The following is a 19381-nucleotide window of genomic DNA, read 5'->3' as shown; positions in this document are numbered from 1 at the left end:
GTTTCTTTTATATGCCTTTCAAGGCTTTCCCTGCCTCTATTATGAATTCCATGTCTGTTCCGCAGCAGCCGCCTATGAAATTGGCGCCTGCCTCAATAAGAGCCGGGATATGGCGGGCGAAATCCTGTGCGGATGTGGCATACACGGTCTGCCCGCCTATAACTTCGGGTGAGCCCGCATTGGGCTTCATCCACAGAGGTAGTGATGTGGCTGAACGCATGCGTTTACAGATCGGTATGAAACCCTCTATGCCCTGCCCGCAGTTTGCGCCTATGACGTCAACGCCGATACCCGTCAAGGTTTCAACCGCCTGCTCCGGGGTGTTTCCTATCATTGTGCGGTCCTTGTTTTTGCCTGCATCGAAGACCAGGCAGGCGATGACCGGCAGACCTGTCTTTTTAGCAGCTTCTGCCGCTATCCTGGCCTCGTTCAGGTCCATCATGGTCTCAACGACTATGGCGTCCGCTCCGGCATCGGCAATGGCCTGCGCCTGCTCAGAAAAAGCCTCTATAAGGCCTCCTTCCGTGACATCTTTGGTTATGAGGAGTTTGCCACTGGGCCCGATCGATGCAAAGACGAATGCCCTGTCTCCTGCTGCTTTTTTCGATATTTCCACACCTTTTCTGTTTATTTCAGATACCTTATCGGCCATGCCGAACTTGCCCAGAACGAAGCGGTTCGCGCCGAAGGTGTTAGTGAGGATGACACGACTGCCTGCCTCGACATATTGTCGTGCGATCTCTTCGACCTTATCGGGAAAGGTGAGGTTCCATGAATCCGGAGCTACACCCGCCTTAAGTCCCCGCTTCATCATCTGCGAACCCCATGACCCGTCTGTTAGAACCGGTCCGTCTTTGATCAATCCGGCGATAAACTCATTCATCAGAACCTCCGATCGTATTGATTCTTATGGAAATCTTCTGAGAATAAAGCCGTGTTCGGACAGTAAGTCAATCTTTATTAAGGGAGAAAGACGGTGATTGATAAGATAATAGGCCTGAGCGCCCGAAATCGTTTCTTCATTATCCTGATTGCGGTCTTTGCCATAATCTGGGGCGTCTGGGCCATGAAGCGCACTCCGCTCGATGCGATACCGGACATGAGCGACACGCAGGTTATAATATATACGGAGTGGCCCGGCAGGAGCCCCGACCTTGTTGAAAACCAGATAACCTACCCGATATCGGCCACGCTTCTTGCAGCCCCCAAGGTGCAGGCCGTGAGAGGATTTTCTTTTCTCGGCAGCTCATTCATATATGTCATATTCGATGAAGGCACCGACATATACTGGGCAAGGAGCCGGGTGATAGAGTATATACAGGCGGTTACCAACAAGATACCTCAGGGGGTAACCCCTGTACTCGGCCCTGACGCCACCAGCCTCGGCTGGGGTTTTTCATATGCCCTTGTCGATGAAAAAGGTGGGCATGACCTTTCCCAGTTGCGTTCAATTGAGGACTACACGGTAAAACTGGCCCTTGAAAGCGTTCCGGGTGTTTCCCAGGTTGCCTCCATAGGCGGGTTCATTAAGCAATATCAGGTAAATATCGACCCTGTAAAACTCAGGTCATACAATATCCCGCTCATGAAGGTAATGGAGGCTGTGAAGAAGAGCAACCTCGATGTGGAAGGCCGCGTCCTTGAGATGTCCGGCACTGAGTATATGATAAGAGGCCGCGGTTACATAAAAAACCTCACTGACATTGAAAATATCTCAATCTCAACAGACGGCAGGGGTACGCCGGTTATCCTCAGGGACATAGCATCTATTGAGGTCGGGCCTGAAATAAGGCGGGGGCTCGCCGACCTGAACGGCAGAGGCGAGGTCGCGGGAGGAATAGTTGTCGTGCGCTTCGGCGAGAACGTCCTCAACGTGATCGAGAGGGTAAAGGAAAAGATTAAGAACGATATAGGACCTTCCCTGCCCGATGGGGTTAAGATCGTTGTCACCTATGACCGTTCCGATCTTATAAAGAGGAGCATAGCAACGCTCAGGGACGAGATAATAAAACTTGCCATTGCAGTAGGTATTGTATGCCTTATCTTTCTTTTCCACCTGCCGAGTGCTTTTGTAGTAATACTCACTCTGCCCGTTGCCATAATCATGTCCTTTATCTGCATGTACTACCTCGGCATCACTTCAAACATCATGAGCTTGAGCGGCATCGCAATAGCAATAGGCGCAATGGTCGACGCATCTATAATAATGGTGGAGAATGCCCATAAAAAACTGGAGGAATGGGAAGAGAAACGCTCGGGGACTAAATTTGATGCCATAGTGGAGGCGGCGAAGGAAGTGGGACCGTCTCTGTTCTTCTCCCTGCTCGTTATTATGGTTGGGTTCCTTCCCGTCTTTACACTTGAGGCCCAGGCCGGAAGGCTTTTCAAACCTCTTGCATATACAAAGACATTTGCAATGCTCTTTTCATCTCTGCTGGCCGTGACCCTGACACCAGTACTCATGACCATATTCATAAGAGGCAGAATCAGGCATGAGGACAGGAACCCCATAAGTATTGCTCTCAGATGGATATACAGACCTGTTGCGGGAATAGCCCTCAAACATACGTGGATCGTGATCGTGCTTTCACTGATCATTATGGCGGCAACCGTTTACCCGATAAAAAAACTTGGCAGCGAATTCATGCCGCCTCTCAATGAAGGCACGCTTTTTTACATGCCTGTAACAGTACCTGCGGCATCGATCAGTGAGGTTCAGAAGCTTCTCAATCTTCAGGACAGGATCATTATGCAGGTTCCAGAGGTGGAATCTGTATTCGGCAAGGCCGGAAGAGCAGAGACGGCAACCGACCCTGCACCGCTTGAGATGTTCGAGACGGTCATCAACCTCAAGCCCGAATCCATGTGGAGAAAGGACATTACGACAGATGACATAAAAGACGAGCTCAATGACAGGCTGAGCATTCCGGGTGTGGCGAATTCCTTCACCATGCCTATAAAGGCCAGGATAGACATGCTTGCAACCGGTATCAGAACCCCTGTGGGCATAAAGATACTTGGCCCCGACCTTGACGTGATAGACAGGATCGGTCTTGAACTTGAAAAAGCTATTAAAAATGTCCCCGAGGTAAGGAGCGTTTACGCCGAACGTGCGACTACAGGCTATTATGTGGATTTTGAGGTGAACAGAAATGCCGCCGCCCGTTACGGCCTGAGTGTGGAGGATATCCAGACGGTAGTGGAAACGGCAATAGGCGGGATGAATATCACGACAACGGTTGAGGGGAGGGAGCGTTATCCTGTCAATGTCCGTTATGCCAGGGAACTGAGGAACGACATCGAAAAGATGAAAAGAATCGAGGTACCGGTCCAGGCCGGTGCTGCGACAAGCGGCATGGGCGGATCCGGCATGGGTGACAAGGCCGTGGGTGCCTCTTCAGGTCAGATAGCCTGGATTCCCTTATCCGAGCTTGCGGATATAAAGATTGTCCGCGGCCCAACAATGATAAAGAGCGAAAAGGGTCTGCTTAACACCTATGTATTCATTGATTTTTCGGGCAAGGATATCGGGGGATTCGTGAAAGAGGCTAAAAAGGCCGCATCAGTCGTGAAAATCCCATCCGGCTACAGACTTGAATGGAGCGGCGAATACGAATACCTGCTCAAGACACAGGAAAGGCTCATGCTGGTCATTCCTCTTACGCTTTTTATCATATTCGTACTTATCTACATGAACACTCGCTCTGTGACGAAGACGGCCATCGTTCTTCTTGCAGTCCCTTTTTCCCTGGTGGGCTCATTCTGGTTTCTTTATATCATGGGGTACAACCTCAGCATTGCAGTCTGGGTCGGTATCATTGCGCTTGCCGGGCTCGATGCGGAAACCGGCGTGGTAATGCTCTTATACCTCGACCTTGCATATAATAAATACAAAACCATGGACAGGATGAAATCGGATAGTGATTTAGAGGCCTCGATAATGGAAGGCGCAGTAAAGCGGATACGCCCTAAAATCATGACCGTAAGCGTGATCCTTGCCGGGCTCATACCGATCATGTTCAGTCACGGAGCAGGTTCGGATATTATGAAGCGCATTGCCGCACCTATGGTCGGAGGCGTCGTTACATCAACGTTGCTTGAACTGCTCATCTACCCGAGCATATTTTTCATCTGGAGGAAAAGAGGGCTTGTTGGCCAGAAAACAGAAAAAAATTATAGTTAAAAGACGTATTTTGCCGATAAGGTGTGATAAGCGACAGATGCCGGGAAAGGTCTGTTGAACTCAAGGAGGCGGATAGTCATGAAAAAATACGGGTTAACACTGCTGCTGATGACAATGTGCTGTGCATTTGTTTTCATTGCCGGTTCTAAAGTTTTTGCATCTCCTGCATATCAGGACGGTTCTTTGATCAATGGTAAAATAGTAATGTGCGGGAGCAGCTCCGATATAGATAAAGAGGCGGTCATCGATGATGACGATGCCGGTTCCAGCAATGATGAGGATAAAGAATCCGTTATCGATGATGATGACAAGGGCGCAAGCAAGGAAATCGACAAGAATGCCGTTATCGATGATGACGACAAGGGCGCAGGCAAAAAGGTCGATAAGAATGCCATTCTTAATGATGATTCGGGCGACTGATACGATTCTGATAAGGATATAATTCCAGACTGAAAAATAGAACAGGAACAGGCCGCACTTTTATTATCAGGTGCGGCCTTTTGTTCAAAAAGACATATTTGCTATTTCGAAAGAAGAACCTTTCCCAGTGTCATGATCTCGGCTTCCTTCGTTCCTTCATACAACTCAAGAATCTTTGCGTCACGGTACCACTTCTGCACCTTGTATTCCTCAATATAGCCATAGCCGCCGTGAAGCTCAACTGCTGCATTGGCGCAGAAGACCGCGGTCTGGCCTGCAAAAAATTTAGCCATGGCAGAGACATGATAGTCGGGTTTCTTGCTGTCAAGAGATACCGCTCCTTTGTATGTCATGTTCCTGAGCGCTTCTATCCTGATCCACATCTCGGCCAGCTTCTGCATGCTGATCTGGAAGGAGCCCAGAGGTTTGCCGAAAACCGTCCTTTCCTTGCAATATTTAACGGACTCGTCCAGGCACGCCTGCGAGATGCCAGTGCCCTGCGCCGCGACGAATACGCGCGTGGTGTCGAAGAAGTGCATTAGCTGGTAGAAGCCCGCCCCCCTTTTTCCTATGAGGTTTTCTTTTGGCACACGGACGCCGTCCAGTGCAATCTCCGCCGTATCGCTGGCGCGGATGCCCAGCTTGCCCTTTATCTTGGTGGCGGTTACCCCTGGTGCATCTGCTGGCACCACGAACTGGCTGAAACTTTTGTGAATCTTTTCATCCGGATCGGTTAGTGCCTGTACAACCATGAAATCGCATACGGTACCGTTTGTTATGAACATCTTGTTGCCGGTGATGATGAAATCGTCACCGTCGGCTACCGCTCTGGTGCGATATCCTGCGACGTCGGTGCCCGCGTTCGGTTCTGTGTAGGCACCTGCAAATACGGAATCACCCGCGCATACGGGCGGAAGATATTTAAGCTTCTGCTCCTCGGAGCCGTAGTGGAGAAGGTTTTCACATCCGAATGTCGCGGCGATGACATTGAGCCCTATGCCCATATCGACCCTTGAAAGTTGTTCTGTTATGATGGTGTTTCCGAGGAAGCCGACGCCTGCTCCGCCATAGGCTTCGGGTATCCAGCTCCCTATCAGGCCGTTTTCCCCGGCTTTCTTCCTGATGTCGGGCGTATACTTTTCCAGTTTGTCGGCCTCTTCCGATGCCGGACCGATCTCATTGACCGCGAACTTGTAGGCCATGTCCGACAGCATCCGCATTTCTTCCGATAATTCAAAATCCATCTTTTCCTCCCATATTTGTCTTGGTTTATTAAGACTGGTGATTTTAATGGATAAGAAGATCAATATCAATGACGAGCAGATATAAAGCTGAAAATATTTTTGGATGGGGGCATATCGCAATATGCCCCCTTGAAGACTTTACATGTCCTTGTTCAGGAACTTGTGATAGCTGGCAAGCCAATATGCTGCGAGATAGTCGACACCAGGGTTGACATGCCTCGGATTGTTGCTGCCGCAGGCAGTGATGACGAACGGGTTGCGCTGCCAGAGGAAATCGCTGGGGCACTGCAGCGGCACAGGGAATGCCTCAAGCGCCTGTATGTTGATCGGCTTCCAGATGGCATCCACATTGAGCGCCTCAAATAGATTATGAAGCTTTTCTGACTGCGGGTCTATCGTATAGGTCGAAGGATCACGGTCTGGCAGGTAGTATTCGCCGTTAGGTGCATTCCTGAATGCGGTGAGATCTTCAACAAGCTGCGTATAATATGCATCTGATATGTCATTAACCCATCCGCCCTGGCTCATATATATGCCGTTGAACCAGGCATTGTGAGAAAGCCTTGTGAAAGTATGGACCGATTTGTTGAATTCGCTTACGAGCCAGTTATAGTCATCTTCGCTGAAATAGGCCTTGCCAAGCCTGAGGAGGTTGTACCAGTTCGTATGTCCCAGGTTGTTTCCGTAATACTCCAGATACCGGTTGAAATAATTGATATCGGATACGAACAGAGTCGCGCGGTTTGCATTGAGCAGCATGGTTTTAAGCTGCTTGAGCATTCGTGCATCTCCGGTCATGTGATAGCCTATAAGAAGGAAGTTCATCTTCATCGTGGCTATTACCTGAGGAGCTGTTTTGCTTGGTTTGCCGTCCTGGGCCGTTATGTTCCAGTTGTTGTCCATAAGGGCGGTCACCACCTCGCTTACGTCATCGCGAATTTTTGTCTTTACCGTATCATCGTCTATGAGGTCATAGGCCAGAGCCATGCCGAAAAACCAACCCGTGTACTGGTCGCGGCTCGTATTTCCTTCCCAGAAGTCTCCCGCATAGGGGCCGGTTACGACACGGTGACAACTATCGCTGGCGTCACATGCGGCATCTCCTCTGTATGCAAGCGATGTCTGCGGGGCGCGGTATCGGGCGATAAAGCCTTCCTTGCCCGTTACATGAAGAAAGCCGTCAAGCGTATCAACCATCCGGATTGCGTTCGCTTTTGCGACAGGGTCTCCTGTCACATGGTAACGCATGGCCTGACTGCCGAGATATGTCCCGGTCCAGATGCAGCTGTCGCCATAGCCTCCGACTCCACTCATGATGGTCCTTGCGTCATCGGCAAAGTAGGTTTCTACCGTACCGCCGTAATATGGCTGGTGCCACTGTACATGCCAGGCGTCATATTGGTCCGCCTTGTTGCGAAGAAGACCGGCCGGCTTGCTTTCATCATAGTCCCTGGTCTCCACCGCATTCTGGGGCCATGGCGCCACATAAGAGTCATCCTTGCATCCCGGAAAAAAGATAATCAGACCGATTGCCGCCAACAGAAGAACTTTGCGCATAAGTGCATCTCCTCATTAAGATAGATTTTAAACATTGCTGCAGCCCTTACATAGGCGAATGGCCTGACAAATTCTTTGCCAGGCCATGTTGCCTCCCTCATAATGTTGCATCACCAGATGACTTATATGAATACAATTAATGCATGTACTATGCCACATGGTATCATTTTTAACCTGCTGTTAATTCAATGATTTTCATAGAGGCCAGTATGAAAAAATTTACGGATGGAAATTAATTTCACTTCGAAATGGATTTTTTCTGCCATGTGTTCAGAGGGCACAAATAGAAACCGTTTTATCGAATTCCAAGATAGTTTAAGAATGAATATAAAAGGAGCACATGAATAAATCATTGTTATATTTTCTGGCTGCAGGTAGGTCCCATTTAAAAAAATCCTGTCACATGCTTTAGGATTTTTTTTCAGAATAGCAGAAAAGTTATCTTCAAACAAAATATGATTTTATTAAGATTGTCTTAAGGTCGTTACTGATAATTATCTGATATAAAATTTTTGGCTCCCCGTGTGCAACCCTCTTCATAATCCTTCTCGTTCTCTGGCTGTTAACCAAAAACCCTCAATATCATCGGGTTATCAAGGAGTATGCGGCCCCCGGCGGGCCGGTAGCGGCGTTGATTTCGATTTCCCAATTACTCTACCCGATGCGCGTGTCGCAAGTCGAGTCGTGAGTTTGTCGCAAGTTCCTCAATCCTCAATCATCCGGCCCACGGTGGGCGATGGCGTCCTCGTCGACCCAATCCTCCTCGGTGTAGGACATGCCCTTTCGACCCGGAACTTTCCGCACGGGCCCGGGCCGGTAAAAGGGGCAGCTTTTCGGGCCGTAACAGAAGGTTTCGAACCGGTACTGTTTCTTTGACGGATTCCATTGGTCGATGATCATTTCCACCGGCATCCGGCAGCCCCAGATGCAGGTCGTGCATTTTGTGTCATAGGTCCGGGCGTCCAGGCGGCGATGTCCCCTTGCGCGGTACGTTTCCAGGTCAGGAGGCACGCCATGAAAAGGCGGCCCAACAGGAGTTTCACTGGCGGCATCCTCGACCACCTTGAGTCCGCTCGTCTTGTAGAGCGTTGCCGTTTCCTTACGCGGGTCGTCAACCGGCACGGAGGAGCCGGCGAGCTCCATGCCCGTCTGAAACCGGTGCTTTTCGTGCGCACCCTCACCGACCGCAATCAGGAACTCTCCGGCCTCCCCGCCGCATGTTCCGTCGATTCGAAGCACGTACCCGAGGTAGCTGTGGGACCGCTCATCGAAGGAACGCGTGAGCCGGATGCGGGGCTGAACGGCCGCGACGCGGCCGGACCATTGCACCTTGTCTGCTGTTCTTCGTGGGCCGGTCATCAGTCTTTCCCCGACCTATCGAGATCGCACAAGACCGGATGGATGCGCCACTTGTCGTTAGTCCGAAACAGCCCACCGGTGATCCTTCTGTTATTTATGAATGCGGAACGAAATCTCCTGCTCATTTCGTCTCACTTCCATTTTGGGGAGCGTTATGAGGTTGATCGGCGAGAGCAGGGCATTCGGGTTGCCTGCCCTCCCACCTTTCACATACGGCTTCAAAATCAGGTTGCTTCTCCTCTTGGGTCCAGCTTCGATAGAACTTCGGGTTCTTGCTTTTTGGAACAGGGCTGGCTTCTCGCATTTCCACCAACGCGGGAGCCTGAACACACTCTCCCAATACCAAGGCGCTTCGAGGGGCAAGAGCTGGAAGTTGATCGAGAAGTTGGCCGTAGATGCCAGGTACGATTTCCCGGAAATAGCGTAAATCTTCAGGATTCTGCAGACGATGGACAATGAAGCTATTGCACTGCGAGAGAACCGTTTTTGATAATTCGCTTGGCCGTTGGGAAGCTACAACCAATCCCAACCCATACTTCCTACCCTCTCGGGCGATACGCTCAAAGACGAGCTTCGAGATGGAATCCTCCTCTGTCCTTCTTCCCTCGCGGATATAGTTCTGTGCCTCCTCAAGGATGAGAACAACCGGGTACTCACCGCGGCCGACACCACTAACCGGATCGCTCAATCGCTGCAAGAATTCATGAATAAGGCGTCCAATGAGTGCGGTTACATTCTCGAGAACTTCAGAGGCGAGGAGGCTCAAGTCGATGATAACAACATTGGATCGAGTAGAACCGCCTCGCTGCCTGTCGTAGAAGGGCAGTAAGCCTTCAGGACAGGCAGCGGTTCCAGTTAGTCCTGCTTCCCCTAAGCATCCAGCTCCCAGAATGTCCCGTATGAAGGTGGCAAGAGAATGCGTAACCGATGGCCATTCAGAACAAGTAGGGCCAAACATAAATTCGAATCGGGAATCCTCCAGTAGCCGGTAAATGCGCATCAGCATCGTGGAGCAATTGTCGCGAGCCCGCGAAGAGCTTGCTTCGTCGCGAGTCATGGCTTGCTCAAGATACCAGTAGCGAAATTCGCTCTTACTAAAGAACCTCGGGCAATCTGCTGACGCCGTGCTGAGAGCGGTGCTGTTCTCGGGAAGTCGCGATAACGCCCCCAACAAAGGCTTGATAGACTTCTCAATACGTCTACGTTTGTTTACATCGATGGCTGCGTATGCCTCGTATTGTTGTCCCTCGTTGCGGATTCCATCCCGAACGACATCTCTTATTCCCTCAAAGATCGTTTTGATGTCTGTAGCTGTAATATTTGGGTAATGTTTAGATAGAAGACTAAGTTGTTGTTCGATGGCCGGCTCCGCAATGTAAGTGAGAAATCCATCGCATAACTGCCGGATAGACTTTGCGTCTTTTGTCTCGGTACCAGAACAAAGCCCAAGAATCCGGTTGCATTCCTTAATGATGTTTTCACGCACATGGAGCCAGTTCTCGGCACCTTCCTCAGAGTCTCGAGCCGACGACAGAGCGTTGAGCAGTACCGGCCTTTGAACGCCAGGAGATGCCCTGAACAAACGAACGAAGTCCTCAGAATCCATAAACCAGTAAGGGATAGCGAGTTTTTCTTTCTCTGCAGGATCGGTGGGTATATAGAGCGCCTTGAATGCCGCATCCGCATCAGTCCACGCCTTGTCCCCATTTTGCCTTTGGAAGGCTGTGCGGTACTCCCCATTGGTGTCGAGGATTATGAACCGCGTTTGCTTTACCGATGCCTGATGGATAATCGACTGAATAATGGTGGCAATAGTGCAGGACTTGCCGGAGCCAGTGCTGCCGATGATAGCGGCATGTTTTCCGAAGAACCCGTCTGGATCGATTTTGATGTCGTAATCCCGGAAGACCGCGGAACGCCCAATTGGAATGCAGAACCCTGGTTCATCCGATGACGCCCCATCCTGCTCGGAAGACTTGCCGAAAATTGCATCAAGGTCCTTTTTTGTTGTAATAAGAACTGGCGAATCGAGGACCGGGAACAGATTGATCCCCTGCCGGAATCTATCCTCGTCAATGGTGCCGATCATCGTTGCCTTCATCAATCTTCGAGAAGAAGGCAGCGTCACCATAGTCTTGTCGGCTTTCAGTTCACTTTCTTCTGTCAATAGAACACGTGTGACCATAGCCACGATCCGGCGGGCACCGACGGGAATTATGACGTATGAGTTTATCCGCCCGACCTCCAGCGTCCCCTCATAGGTGGATCGGGTCAGGGCTTTCAGCTCCCGGTTCAGTTCAACCGTCACCTGGGCCGTGTCAACTGCGACGACCCGGCCAATTTCATGGTCACTTGCCATCGTTGTCCTCTTCTGCGTCTTTCGCTTCTCGCCTGGAAGGCGACGATAGCCCCTTGAAGGTTTTTATTACCTTGGCATCGATTTCCTCTTCTCTCAGGTCAGGCAAAAGCTTCGCAACAAAACCTTCAAATGTCCCTAACCCCCATCCCTTGACAATCCAAACGCGTTCATCTTCGAGTTTCTCCAGCTCCGAGACGAAATCGTTCTTCGGATCGGGGTCCACCACAACAAGAGTAAAGCTCGGTATGGCAAGCGCCTGCCGGATCAAAGCGTTGACGTGATCATCTCCGAATCCGTAACCAATCACAAAAAGTGCCGATTGGGGTTGCGCGATGGCGTTTCCAAACCGACGAAACAGCTCGGAATACGGCATGCCCAGCGCCTGTCCATATTTGAGAGGAGATGGATAGATCAGGACATCGTCTGTGCGGCAGTCCTGGTTATAGAATGTTGCATACAATCCGAAAGGGTTTCCCCAATCAGGATCACAGCGATGCCATGTAATCGAGCCATGAAGCTTATAAAGGTGAAGGGCCCGATCAAATCGATGAACCCGTCCTTCGGTGGTCTGTGCGGGGAAATAGAAATCTATGTCGTAGGACTCGGGTCTAAAAACACGACGTAGTGTTCCCACAAATCCATCGACAAGCACCGCTCCTTCAGCATCTCCGGCTTGTTCAATCAGTGTGTCATAATTAAGAGTGAAGAGATTCGCCCGTCGAAGGTTAAGCGGTCGAGTGAGGACCTTCTTGATGAATTTCCTGTGACTCCGAAGAGGCTCATCCAAGCCAGACTTTGGCAGGTTAAGGAGAATCGTCAAGGAGCCAGTTATCTCTTTGATCAGACGAGCCAAATCGCTCTTGACGATTGACAGTTCGGAGCCGCCCGTCAGTTTTAATGTCTCAGTCACATCGAGCATTCCGGCATGCCATGTATGCAATTGACTGAGATAGGCTTCAAGGTTCACACCTATCGCGGGAATGTCCTTCTCTCCGGTCGACTGGAAAAGTTTAGAACGGGCGTCAAACGAGAAGTCTTTTCGGGAAAGGGCTGAAGCAATCATATAGAAGAGATCTATCCAGGCAGGAGCTTCTTTCTCTTTTTGCTCGTCCTTCGCTTTGTCGATAAGTGCCTTCTCGAGTTGCTTCGGTATGTTGGTAAGAGATACACCTCCGACAGCCAGGGAGGCACCGGCCCCGAGCAGGAATGAGACGTTGTCGGTCTTAATTACTGTGCCAAACCGGACGCGCATCTCCTTGAGGAGTTCATCGAGTGCCTTTTGAGCCTTCTCTTGGTTCTCGGAGTTCTCAGCGTCAGCGCTCAAGATGCCATGCAGGTGTCGCTCTATGATATCCTCGCTTCCGATGCGTATCTGATAATCAGATAAGCGGAAAGTCTCGCTCATCGCCTATCCTCCTTTCCGTTCGGTGTCTGTTTCCGCAGCATGACCAGGTCGTTGTCCAGCCCATGGCGGAGAAGATCGAGTCTGGATGACGCGGCCACGAGGTTTTCGGCGTGGACCGGCTTGATTCGGAACGGGAAGAGGCTCGGGCTGTCGATCAGATCTTTCAGCGGAGCCGAGCCGTTGGCGCGGGCGTGGAGGGATGCTTCGGCCAGCCATGCGATCAGTCGGGAATCATCGACGGCGAGCGTTGCCCCGGCGGAGTAGATGCCCTTTGCGCCGGTCTCCTGAAGCACGCCCCAGTCCAGGTACGAACGCAGCACGCGGCGGGCCGCTCGGGAAACAGTTTCCCGCTCGCCGTATTGCTCGCGAACCCGGCGCTGGACATGAGCCGCGGCAGCGGAGCCCTGAAGCCTCAGCAGACGGCCGGTCTGGGTGGCTACACCCGACCAGAACGGGTAGACGGCCATGACCATCCCCCAGTGGATGGCCAGATGATCGCGTCGAGGAACACGTTTGAGTAGTTCCAGTCCTTCGATGCGCAACGACTCGAGTTCGCTCGGAACCGTCAGCCACGTCTTCAGGAGAATCGTGATGATCTTCTCACGATTGCCACGCTCGGCCTGTCCGCCTACGGACACCTTGTCCTTCAGCAAATCCTGCAAGGCTTCGTTGACCGCAGCCTTGTCATTCCCTGCCAAGACCAGGTTGGCCGTCTGCTCAAGCCATTCCAGACGCACCCGCTGACTGAATCCGATCTGGTCGGTCCGTCTGGTCATTCGCCCCTCCTGTCAATTTGGATCAGAGGGACGATGAGTTCCTCGACTGAAACGCCGCCGTGGCTCACGGTGCGCTGCTTTTCCTGGACAAACGCCTGCCGAGCAGGGGCCAGCAGGGCGAGGTAGTCCTCCGGGAGACCAACGGTTCCCCATTCCAACGCGGCTGGAAAGCGTTCTTTCACTTTTCCGCGAAGGGCCGCGTCTGGATAGATGCGGACTCGTTCGCCGCGCAGGTCCGCCACAGCCCCTTCGGATGGACGACCGCAACCTTCCGCCTCGAGGTTGCCATGATCAGAAGTCAGATAGACACGGAAGCTCCGATCCAAGAGCAGATCGAGGAGTGTGTTCAGGTACGGCTGCTTGGCCCACTGGCAAACCTGGTTGTGCATCCCGGCGGTGCCCATTTCCATCCCGTGCATGATCTTGTCGACCTTGTCCACGACCAGCCCGGCGACTCTTGCCCTGGGATGAGAAAGCGCTTCGGAAACGGTTTCCAGATTACCGTCGCCCAGCCCCTTGATGTAGACGACCTCGTTTGGCGCGAAACCCTGATCCGCCCAGAACTGCGCCCATAGAGCAGGCTCCCTGTCCGTGGTCTGGATACTGTTCGGGAAAAAGATGGGAGCCTTGCCAGCGAAGGTCGCTTGGCGCGAAACAGATGTGAGCGAGGGAATCCAGGCAAAGACCGCCTGCTCCCGGAATCGAAAACCGGGCTGACGCGAGGCAAGTGCATCCCGGACTACCAGCCATTGGTCCATGGCAAGGCCGTCCACCACGATCAGTGCGATCTTGAATTTGCGGTCTTCTCCCATTTGGCGGGCAAGAAATCGCGGGAGGTGATGCAACATGACCGGAGGCACCGGTGGCAGGTTGACAAGCCCGGCATACCGCTTGAAGAGCCAGGCTGCGAAACCGGCATCCACCTGTGCCTGCAAGTTCTTGATGCGTTCATCCGTCGGTTCGGAAATCGCTTCGGCCTGATCGTTCGCCAGCAGGATCGTCTCCGCCCATCCGCGGGCAAAGTGGAACCAGTCCGTGTGCTTCGCGTCCTCGGCCGGAATGGATGCCTCCAGGCTATCGATGAGCTTGCTCAGGCGACGGGATCTGTCCTCCATGGGAGCGGTTCGAACGCCGATACCTACCCAGGTCTTGGACAAGGTGTCCGCGTGCTCGTGTGGAACTGAGTGCAGTACCCCCTCCACGAACAGGTTGTCGATGTAGACCCGGATGTCATGGTGGTCGAAGGGCAGTTCGACCGGTCCCTCAATGGACAGACCGTAGGGCTTCTCATCCTCACGAACGCCGGACGTCCCTCTGGCTGCCTCACGGTCGAGGAAGATCGGCCAGCGCTCCTGGAGGAATGCGAAGAACGCCTCCCGGTCCGAAACCAGCGTCTCAAGCGGCCAGTCGTCGAAGATGTTGTTCTGGCGCAAGAGCTGGATGAACCGGTTGTCAAGGTCAGCCGGGATTCTTTGGCCGCGGTAGTGACGGCGCAGCAGCACCCGCAGGAGGTCGGATGGCTGTTTGACCAGCTCGGGCGCGATTTCAAAGACGTGCCGGAGGACGAACTCCTTGGTGGCGTTGTCGCCCAACTGGCCGGGTGCATGTCTCTTCTGCGCCTCATACAAGGCATCGAGGTCCCCGCGGTCCAGGGCAGTCACGACCGGGTAGCTGAGGTTCGGGAAGATGTCGCCGAGGTTGAAGGAGAGTCTGCGACCGGCCTGGAGGAGATCATAGGGCAACCCACTGAGGTCGCTTGCTTGCGAGCGCAACACGACGACAAGGTCCGTGTGCTCGCCGCGGTCCCAGCGGGAGCGAAACTTCGACTCGTAGGCGTAACGGAACGCGATATGGTCTTCAAACGGGATCAGCTCGAATCCACGCTCGCGGACACCTTCGAGAATCCCTTCTTCGAGGAGAAGTCCGTCCGGATCGGCCACCAGGGTGAGTCGGGCGACCTTCGGGGTGAATTCCTTCAGTATTTGATCGCGCCAGCTACTCATGTCCACCGCCCTCCACCCGAATCACAAGCAGCGGCACCATTTCGGGATAGGCATGAGCCTTCTGATCGAGCTGCTCCTGGAAGCTCCGCTCCTCCTGCGAGAGGAGGTTCAGGCGATAGTTGCGGACCTGGGGCAGGCCGATCCGCTCGACGGTCTTGCGGCGCGCGGCAAAGGCGTAGTCGGCCTTCTCGCGCTCGCGTGCGATGCGGCCCCGGTGCTCTTGCACGAGTGCTTCGTAGATTGGCTTCCCGTGCTCCTCTGCGGCGCTTTGCAGCTTTGCGAAAGCGGCTTGGGAGACCTCGGCGTCAAGAACGGACCGGACCTTTGTGCTTGCCGCGAGGAGCTGGTCCCATACGTGTCTGGCTGCCGGCATGTAGACCATGCCGTTGTCGGCCAGGAAGAGAGGCATGATCCGTCGACGGTTCCACTCCATGGTGGCAATCGCGATCCGCCACAAGGACCAGATGCCCTGAACTTCTTCGGAGAGACCTGGGATCGACACGATGGGGACCGGCTGGCCAGGCGCAAAACGTGGGAGCCGCATGGCCAGTCCGCGGACTTTCGGCTCTTCAAGGGTAAGATGCCGGGCAGCCGGAAGCCTCTCGGCTTCCTTGCCGGTGAAGACCACGTTTTCGTAGGTTTCGCCGTCGGGCCAGGTGAGGTTCCAGCTCTGGCTTCTCCTCTCGGCCTGGCCGCCGTGCGCCTTTAGGTAGCTCACGGTCATGCGCTCGACCCAATGGGGCAAGGGGTGGGTCAGCAGCCGCTGGGCTTCGCCAGGCTCCAGGTCCTCGGTCGCGCCGAGCACGGATGCGGTCGTGCGCGCCTCGCGAGCCTGCTCCTGCAGGCGGGCAACCACGCTCTCTACGGATTCCTCCACTTTTTCGGGATTGAGGATCGCCTCGACATACATCTCGTCGAACATGTGGCCCGCCTGGGCTGAGTCGAGGACGTCGCCGGTCTTGTCAATACCGAACTCCTCGAATATGACGGCGAGCTTCTGCTCCAGGACCTCACGGACCCGGTGCTCGACCGAGCCCTCGAAGACGAAGTTGACCGCGCGCACCGCATGGGCCTGACCGATACGGTCCACCCGGCCGATCCGCTGTTCGAGACGCATCGGGTTCCAGGGGATGTCGTAGTTGATCACCACGTGGCAAAACTGGAGGTTCAAGCCCTCCCCGCCAGCGTCGGTGGAGATGAGAATACGAACATCCTTGGCGAATGCCTCCTGGACCCGCTTACGCTCTTCCATGTCCATGGAGCCGTTCAGGCAGACGACCGAAAACCCGCGCTCAGTCAGGAACCGACGCAACATCTCCTGGGTGGGAACGAACTCGGTGAACACCAGCGCCTTGAGCTCCGGGTCGCTCTCCTCGGACTGGAGGCGGTAGAGCCAGTCGAGTAGCGCCTCGGCCTTGGCATCCGGTCCGATCTGCTCGCAGCGAGCCGCGGCCTCCAGCAACAGCTTGACCTCGGCGCGTTCGTTCTTGAGCGCCTGAATCTTTCCACGAAGCAAAACGTCTAATTGTTCCTGCCCATCCAAATCCTCGAAATCTTCAATCCACGAAGCACACGAAGAATCACGAAATGCGGGAAATAATTCTTCTTGGTGTTCCTTCGTGTCCTTTGTGGTTAAAACCTCAAGCCGCCTTTCAAGCGTAGTGCGGATGGCGCTTGTGCTGGAGACCACTAGGCGCTGCATCAGGATCATCAGAAAGCCGATGTAGCTCCGCTTCTCCCGCATGGCCTGGTTGTAGCCTTCGCGGACGTATTCGGTGACCGCCTCGTAGAGGAGTTGCTGACTGCGGTGCCGCTCTTCCCAGGAGACCGGGGCAAGCTGCGTGCGCCGCGGTTTGAACAGGGGCTTCCCATCGGCATCGATAGCGCGGCGCTTCTCGGTACGGATGACATAAGGCTGGACCCGCTCACGGGTGACGCTGCTGATGTCCGGGAACTCCTGGGCGTCGATCAGGGAAACCAGCCGATGAAAGGCGTCGGTCTTACCCTGGTGCGGGGTGGCCGAAAGCATCAGGAAATATGGGGCGGCCTCGGAGAGTCCCTGGCCCAGCTTGAAACGGGCCACCTGTTCGGTGCTGCCACCGAGACGGTGCGCTTCGTCAACGATGACCAGGTCCCAGCCGGCGGAGATCAGGTCCTCGAACCGTTCGCGGTTGTGCTCGCTCACCTGAGCTGCGCTCCATCCGCGGCGCTTGTCCAGGGGCTTGACCGAGTCCATCGGCACGACCACCTGGGAAAACATGGTCCACGGGTTGCGAGTCACGAGTTGCGAGTCTTCTTGACCCGAGACCCGCGACTCAGAACTCGCGACTGCCGAAATGCGGCTGAGCGTTCTGATATCATCCGGCAAAACAAGCTGGAAATGCTCGTTGAAGTGCTCCCGCATTTCGGCCACCCACTGGCTCACCAATCCCTTCGGGGCGATGACCAGCGTTCGCTTGACCAGCCCGCGAAGTTTGAGCTCCCGCATGATGAGCCCGGCCTCGATGGTCTTGCCCAGGCCGACCTCGTCCGCCAGGAGGTAGCGCACCCGGTCATAGGCGATGGCGCGGGATAGCGCACGAATCTGGTGCGGCAGCGGGATGACGGAGGACTCGATGGGCGCGAGCAGCACGTCCTGGGTCAGGGCGTCGGCTACCCGCGCGGCAGCAGCGATGTAGGCGATATCGTCCGACGAACCGGTGCCCGCGCTCTCCAGGGGCTTGAGCCTGGAAGCCGGGATGCGGACCACGGAGTCGCGGCCGGGCAGCCAGACGCGGCAGGTCGTCTCACCCCAGAGCGTCTGGGCTTCGATGACCTGACAGAGCTGTTGATGATCAAGAGAATACATCCACGAAAAACACAATCCACGAAGGTCACAAAGGGACGCTAAGTTTTCTTTTTTTTCTTCGTGCATCTTCGTGTCCTTAGTGGATAAATCGCTTCCATTCCAGCTTGCCGTGACTGCCAAAATTGATGAGGACACCGACTCTCAATCCAGTCGCCTTGAGATAATTGAGAATCTGCGCTTCTTCATTCCCCGAAAGCCGGTCAAGCGCTTTAAGCTCGACAATGATTTGCCCATAGCAGATCAGGTCCGCGCAGTATTCCTTGTTCAGCATCTTGCCCTTGTAAGAAACCCTCAGCAGCTTCTGTGCCTCGAACGGAATGCCGCGATCTCGCAATTCCATCTCGAATGCTTCCTGATAAACCGCCTCCAGAAACCCCGGCCCAAGCTCCCGATGCACCTCAATAGCCGCGCCCACGATGGCAAAGACTTCATCTTTCAAAATCAACTCTGTCATTCTTCGTGCCCCTTCGTGCCCTTCGTGGATCATTCTTCTCCGCTTCGTGTCAACGCCTGGTCGTACCACATGAGGAGCTTGGGGTCTTCCTGGAGGACGTTCTCGGGAATCTTGCGGGCCACGGTGATGATCGTGGCGTAGTCGCGCTCCTGCCACGCCTTCTTGAAGCCTGCGCGGATCGCCTCGAGGCGGAACACCTTCAGGCGCTTCTGGCTTGAAGTGCGATAGTCTTCGAACTCCTTGAGCAGAGACCGCTCGCGCAGCTTCTCCAGGTCGCCGGCCTTGTTGGGGTCGGGCACATACCAGCGGTCTTTGCCCTTGGCGCGCAGGCTCTCGTCGTCCTTGGGCAGGTTCCGTAGCTCCTTGAAATTCGTGGAGAGGTAGCTGTGAATTTGGTTCGGCACTTCCCCCTTGCCGTCGTAACGGAGGAAGTTCTGCTCCAACAGTTCCGACAGCTCCAGCGGCTTCTCATACTTCTGCCAACCTCCTTGGGTCTCTCGCATGAACTGCGGCTGAAGTTCCTGAAAGGTCTGGGGCTTTTTAACGATCTGCTGCTTGAGCCATTGGATGGCTGATGACTCGTCCGTGACGAAAAGCTGGAGTTGTAGAACTTCCCGGACGGTTATGCGCTTTTTATCGTACTCGGCCACCTGCTCGGGAAGGAAGTACATCCCGTCTCGTTCTGAGAGCCGTTGGACCAAACCGGAATAGAACTCCGTAGCGGATAGCGGCACAGTCACGCCCCGCTGGACGTGAAAAGCCACCATCCGGTC

Annotated in this window: 13 protein-coding genes; 2 read left to right on the top strand and 11 right to left on the bottom strand. The window is 54.0% G+C overall.

What is annotated here, in order from left to right:
• Positions 1 to 7: 7 nt before the first annotated feature.
• Positions 8 to 883, bottom strand: a complete 876-nt coding sequence (locus VIS94_08395) for a homocysteine S-methyltransferase family protein (protein ID HEY9161090.1) — start codon at positions 881 to 883, stop codon at positions 8 to 10.
• A 93-nt stretch (positions 884 to 976) separates the two neighbouring features.
• On the opposite strand from VIS94_08395, the gene VIS94_08390 reads away from it, so the two are divergent.
• Together VIS94_08390 and VIS94_08385 are read left to right on the top strand one after the other, a co-directional pair.
• Entirely contained in the window at positions 977 to 4183 is a 3207-nt protein-coding gene (locus VIS94_08390; GenBank protein ID HEY9161089.1) for a CusA/CzcA family heavy metal efflux RND transporter, read from the top strand.
• Positions 4184 to 4261: 78 nt separating this feature from the next.
• Entirely contained in the window at positions 4262 to 4603 is a 342-nt protein-coding gene (locus VIS94_08385) for a hypothetical protein (GenBank protein HEY9161088.1), read from the top strand.
• Positions 4604 to 4704: 101 nt separating this feature from the next.
• Here the strand turns inward: VIS94_08385 and VIS94_08380 are convergent, their stop codons facing one another.
• The 10 genes from VIS94_08380 to VIS94_08335 all read right to left on the bottom strand — a co-directional run.
• The gene (locus VIS94_08380) at positions 4705 to 5847 is read right to left on the bottom strand and encodes an acyl-CoA dehydrogenase family protein (protein HEY9161087.1); all 1143 of its coding nucleotides are present in this window, start codon (positions 5845 to 5847) and stop codon (positions 4705 to 4707) included.
• A 138-nt stretch (positions 5848 to 5985) separates the two neighbouring features.
• Positions 5986 to 7404 carry a hypothetical protein gene (locus tag VIS94_08375; protein HEY9161086.1) on the bottom strand — a complete coding sequence of 473 codons (1419 nt, stop codon included), beginning with the start codon at positions 7402 to 7404 and terminating at the stop codon, positions 5986 to 5988.
• A gap of 711 nt (positions 7405 to 8115) precedes the next feature.
• Entirely contained in the window at positions 8116 to 8763 is a 648-nt protein-coding gene (locus VIS94_08370; GenBank protein ID HEY9161085.1) for a hypothetical protein, read from the bottom strand.
• Between the two features lie 121 nt (positions 8764 to 8884).
• A complete protein-coding gene (locus VIS94_08365; GenBank protein HEY9161084.1) occupies positions 8885 to 11122 on the bottom strand; it encodes a DUF87 domain-containing protein in 2238 nt (745 codons plus the stop codon).
• Positions 11112 to 12527, bottom strand: a complete 1416-nt coding sequence (locus tag VIS94_08360) for an SIR2 family protein (protein HEY9161083.1) — start codon at positions 12525 to 12527, stop codon at positions 11112 to 11114. Before VIS94_08360 ends, VIS94_08365 begins: the two co-directional genes overlap by 11 nt.
• The gene (locus VIS94_08355) at positions 12524 to 13303 is read right to left on the bottom strand and encodes a hypothetical protein (protein ID HEY9161082.1); all 780 of its coding nucleotides are present in this window, start codon (positions 13301 to 13303) and stop codon (positions 12524 to 12526) included. The genes VIS94_08360 and VIS94_08355 overlap by 4 nt, the downstream gene beginning before the upstream one ends.
• A complete protein-coding gene (pglZ, locus tag VIS94_08350; protein HEY9161081.1) occupies positions 13300 to 15306 on the bottom strand; it encodes a BREX-3 system phosphatase PglZ in 2007 nt (668 codons plus the stop codon). The genes VIS94_08355 and pglZ overlap by 4 nt, the downstream gene beginning before the upstream one ends.
• A complete protein-coding gene (locus VIS94_08345; protein ID HEY9161080.1) occupies positions 15299 to 18154 on the bottom strand; it encodes a helicase-related protein in 2856 nt (951 codons plus the stop codon). Before VIS94_08345 ends, pglZ begins: the two co-directional genes overlap by 8 nt.
• 76 nt (positions 18155 to 18230) lie before the next feature.
• On the bottom strand, positions 18231 to 18641 hold the full coding sequence (locus VIS94_08340) for a GxxExxY protein (GenBank protein HEY9161079.1): 411 nt from the start codon (positions 18639 to 18641) through the stop codon (positions 18231 to 18233).
• Positions 18638 to 19381, bottom strand: a 744-nt coding sequence (locus tag VIS94_08335; GenBank protein ID HEY9161078.1) for a DNA methylase, incomplete at its 5' end; no start/stop codon positions are given. The genes VIS94_08340 and VIS94_08335, both read right to left, overlap by 4 nt.

It is taken from the genome of Desulfomonilia bacterium (assembly GCA_036567785.1).
Classification (GTDB): Bacteria; Desulfobacterota; Desulfomonilia; order UBA1062; family UBA1062; genus DATCTV01.
Note: the sequence above shows the minus strand (reverse complement) of the source record. Positions and strands in the feature narration are given on the sequence as shown.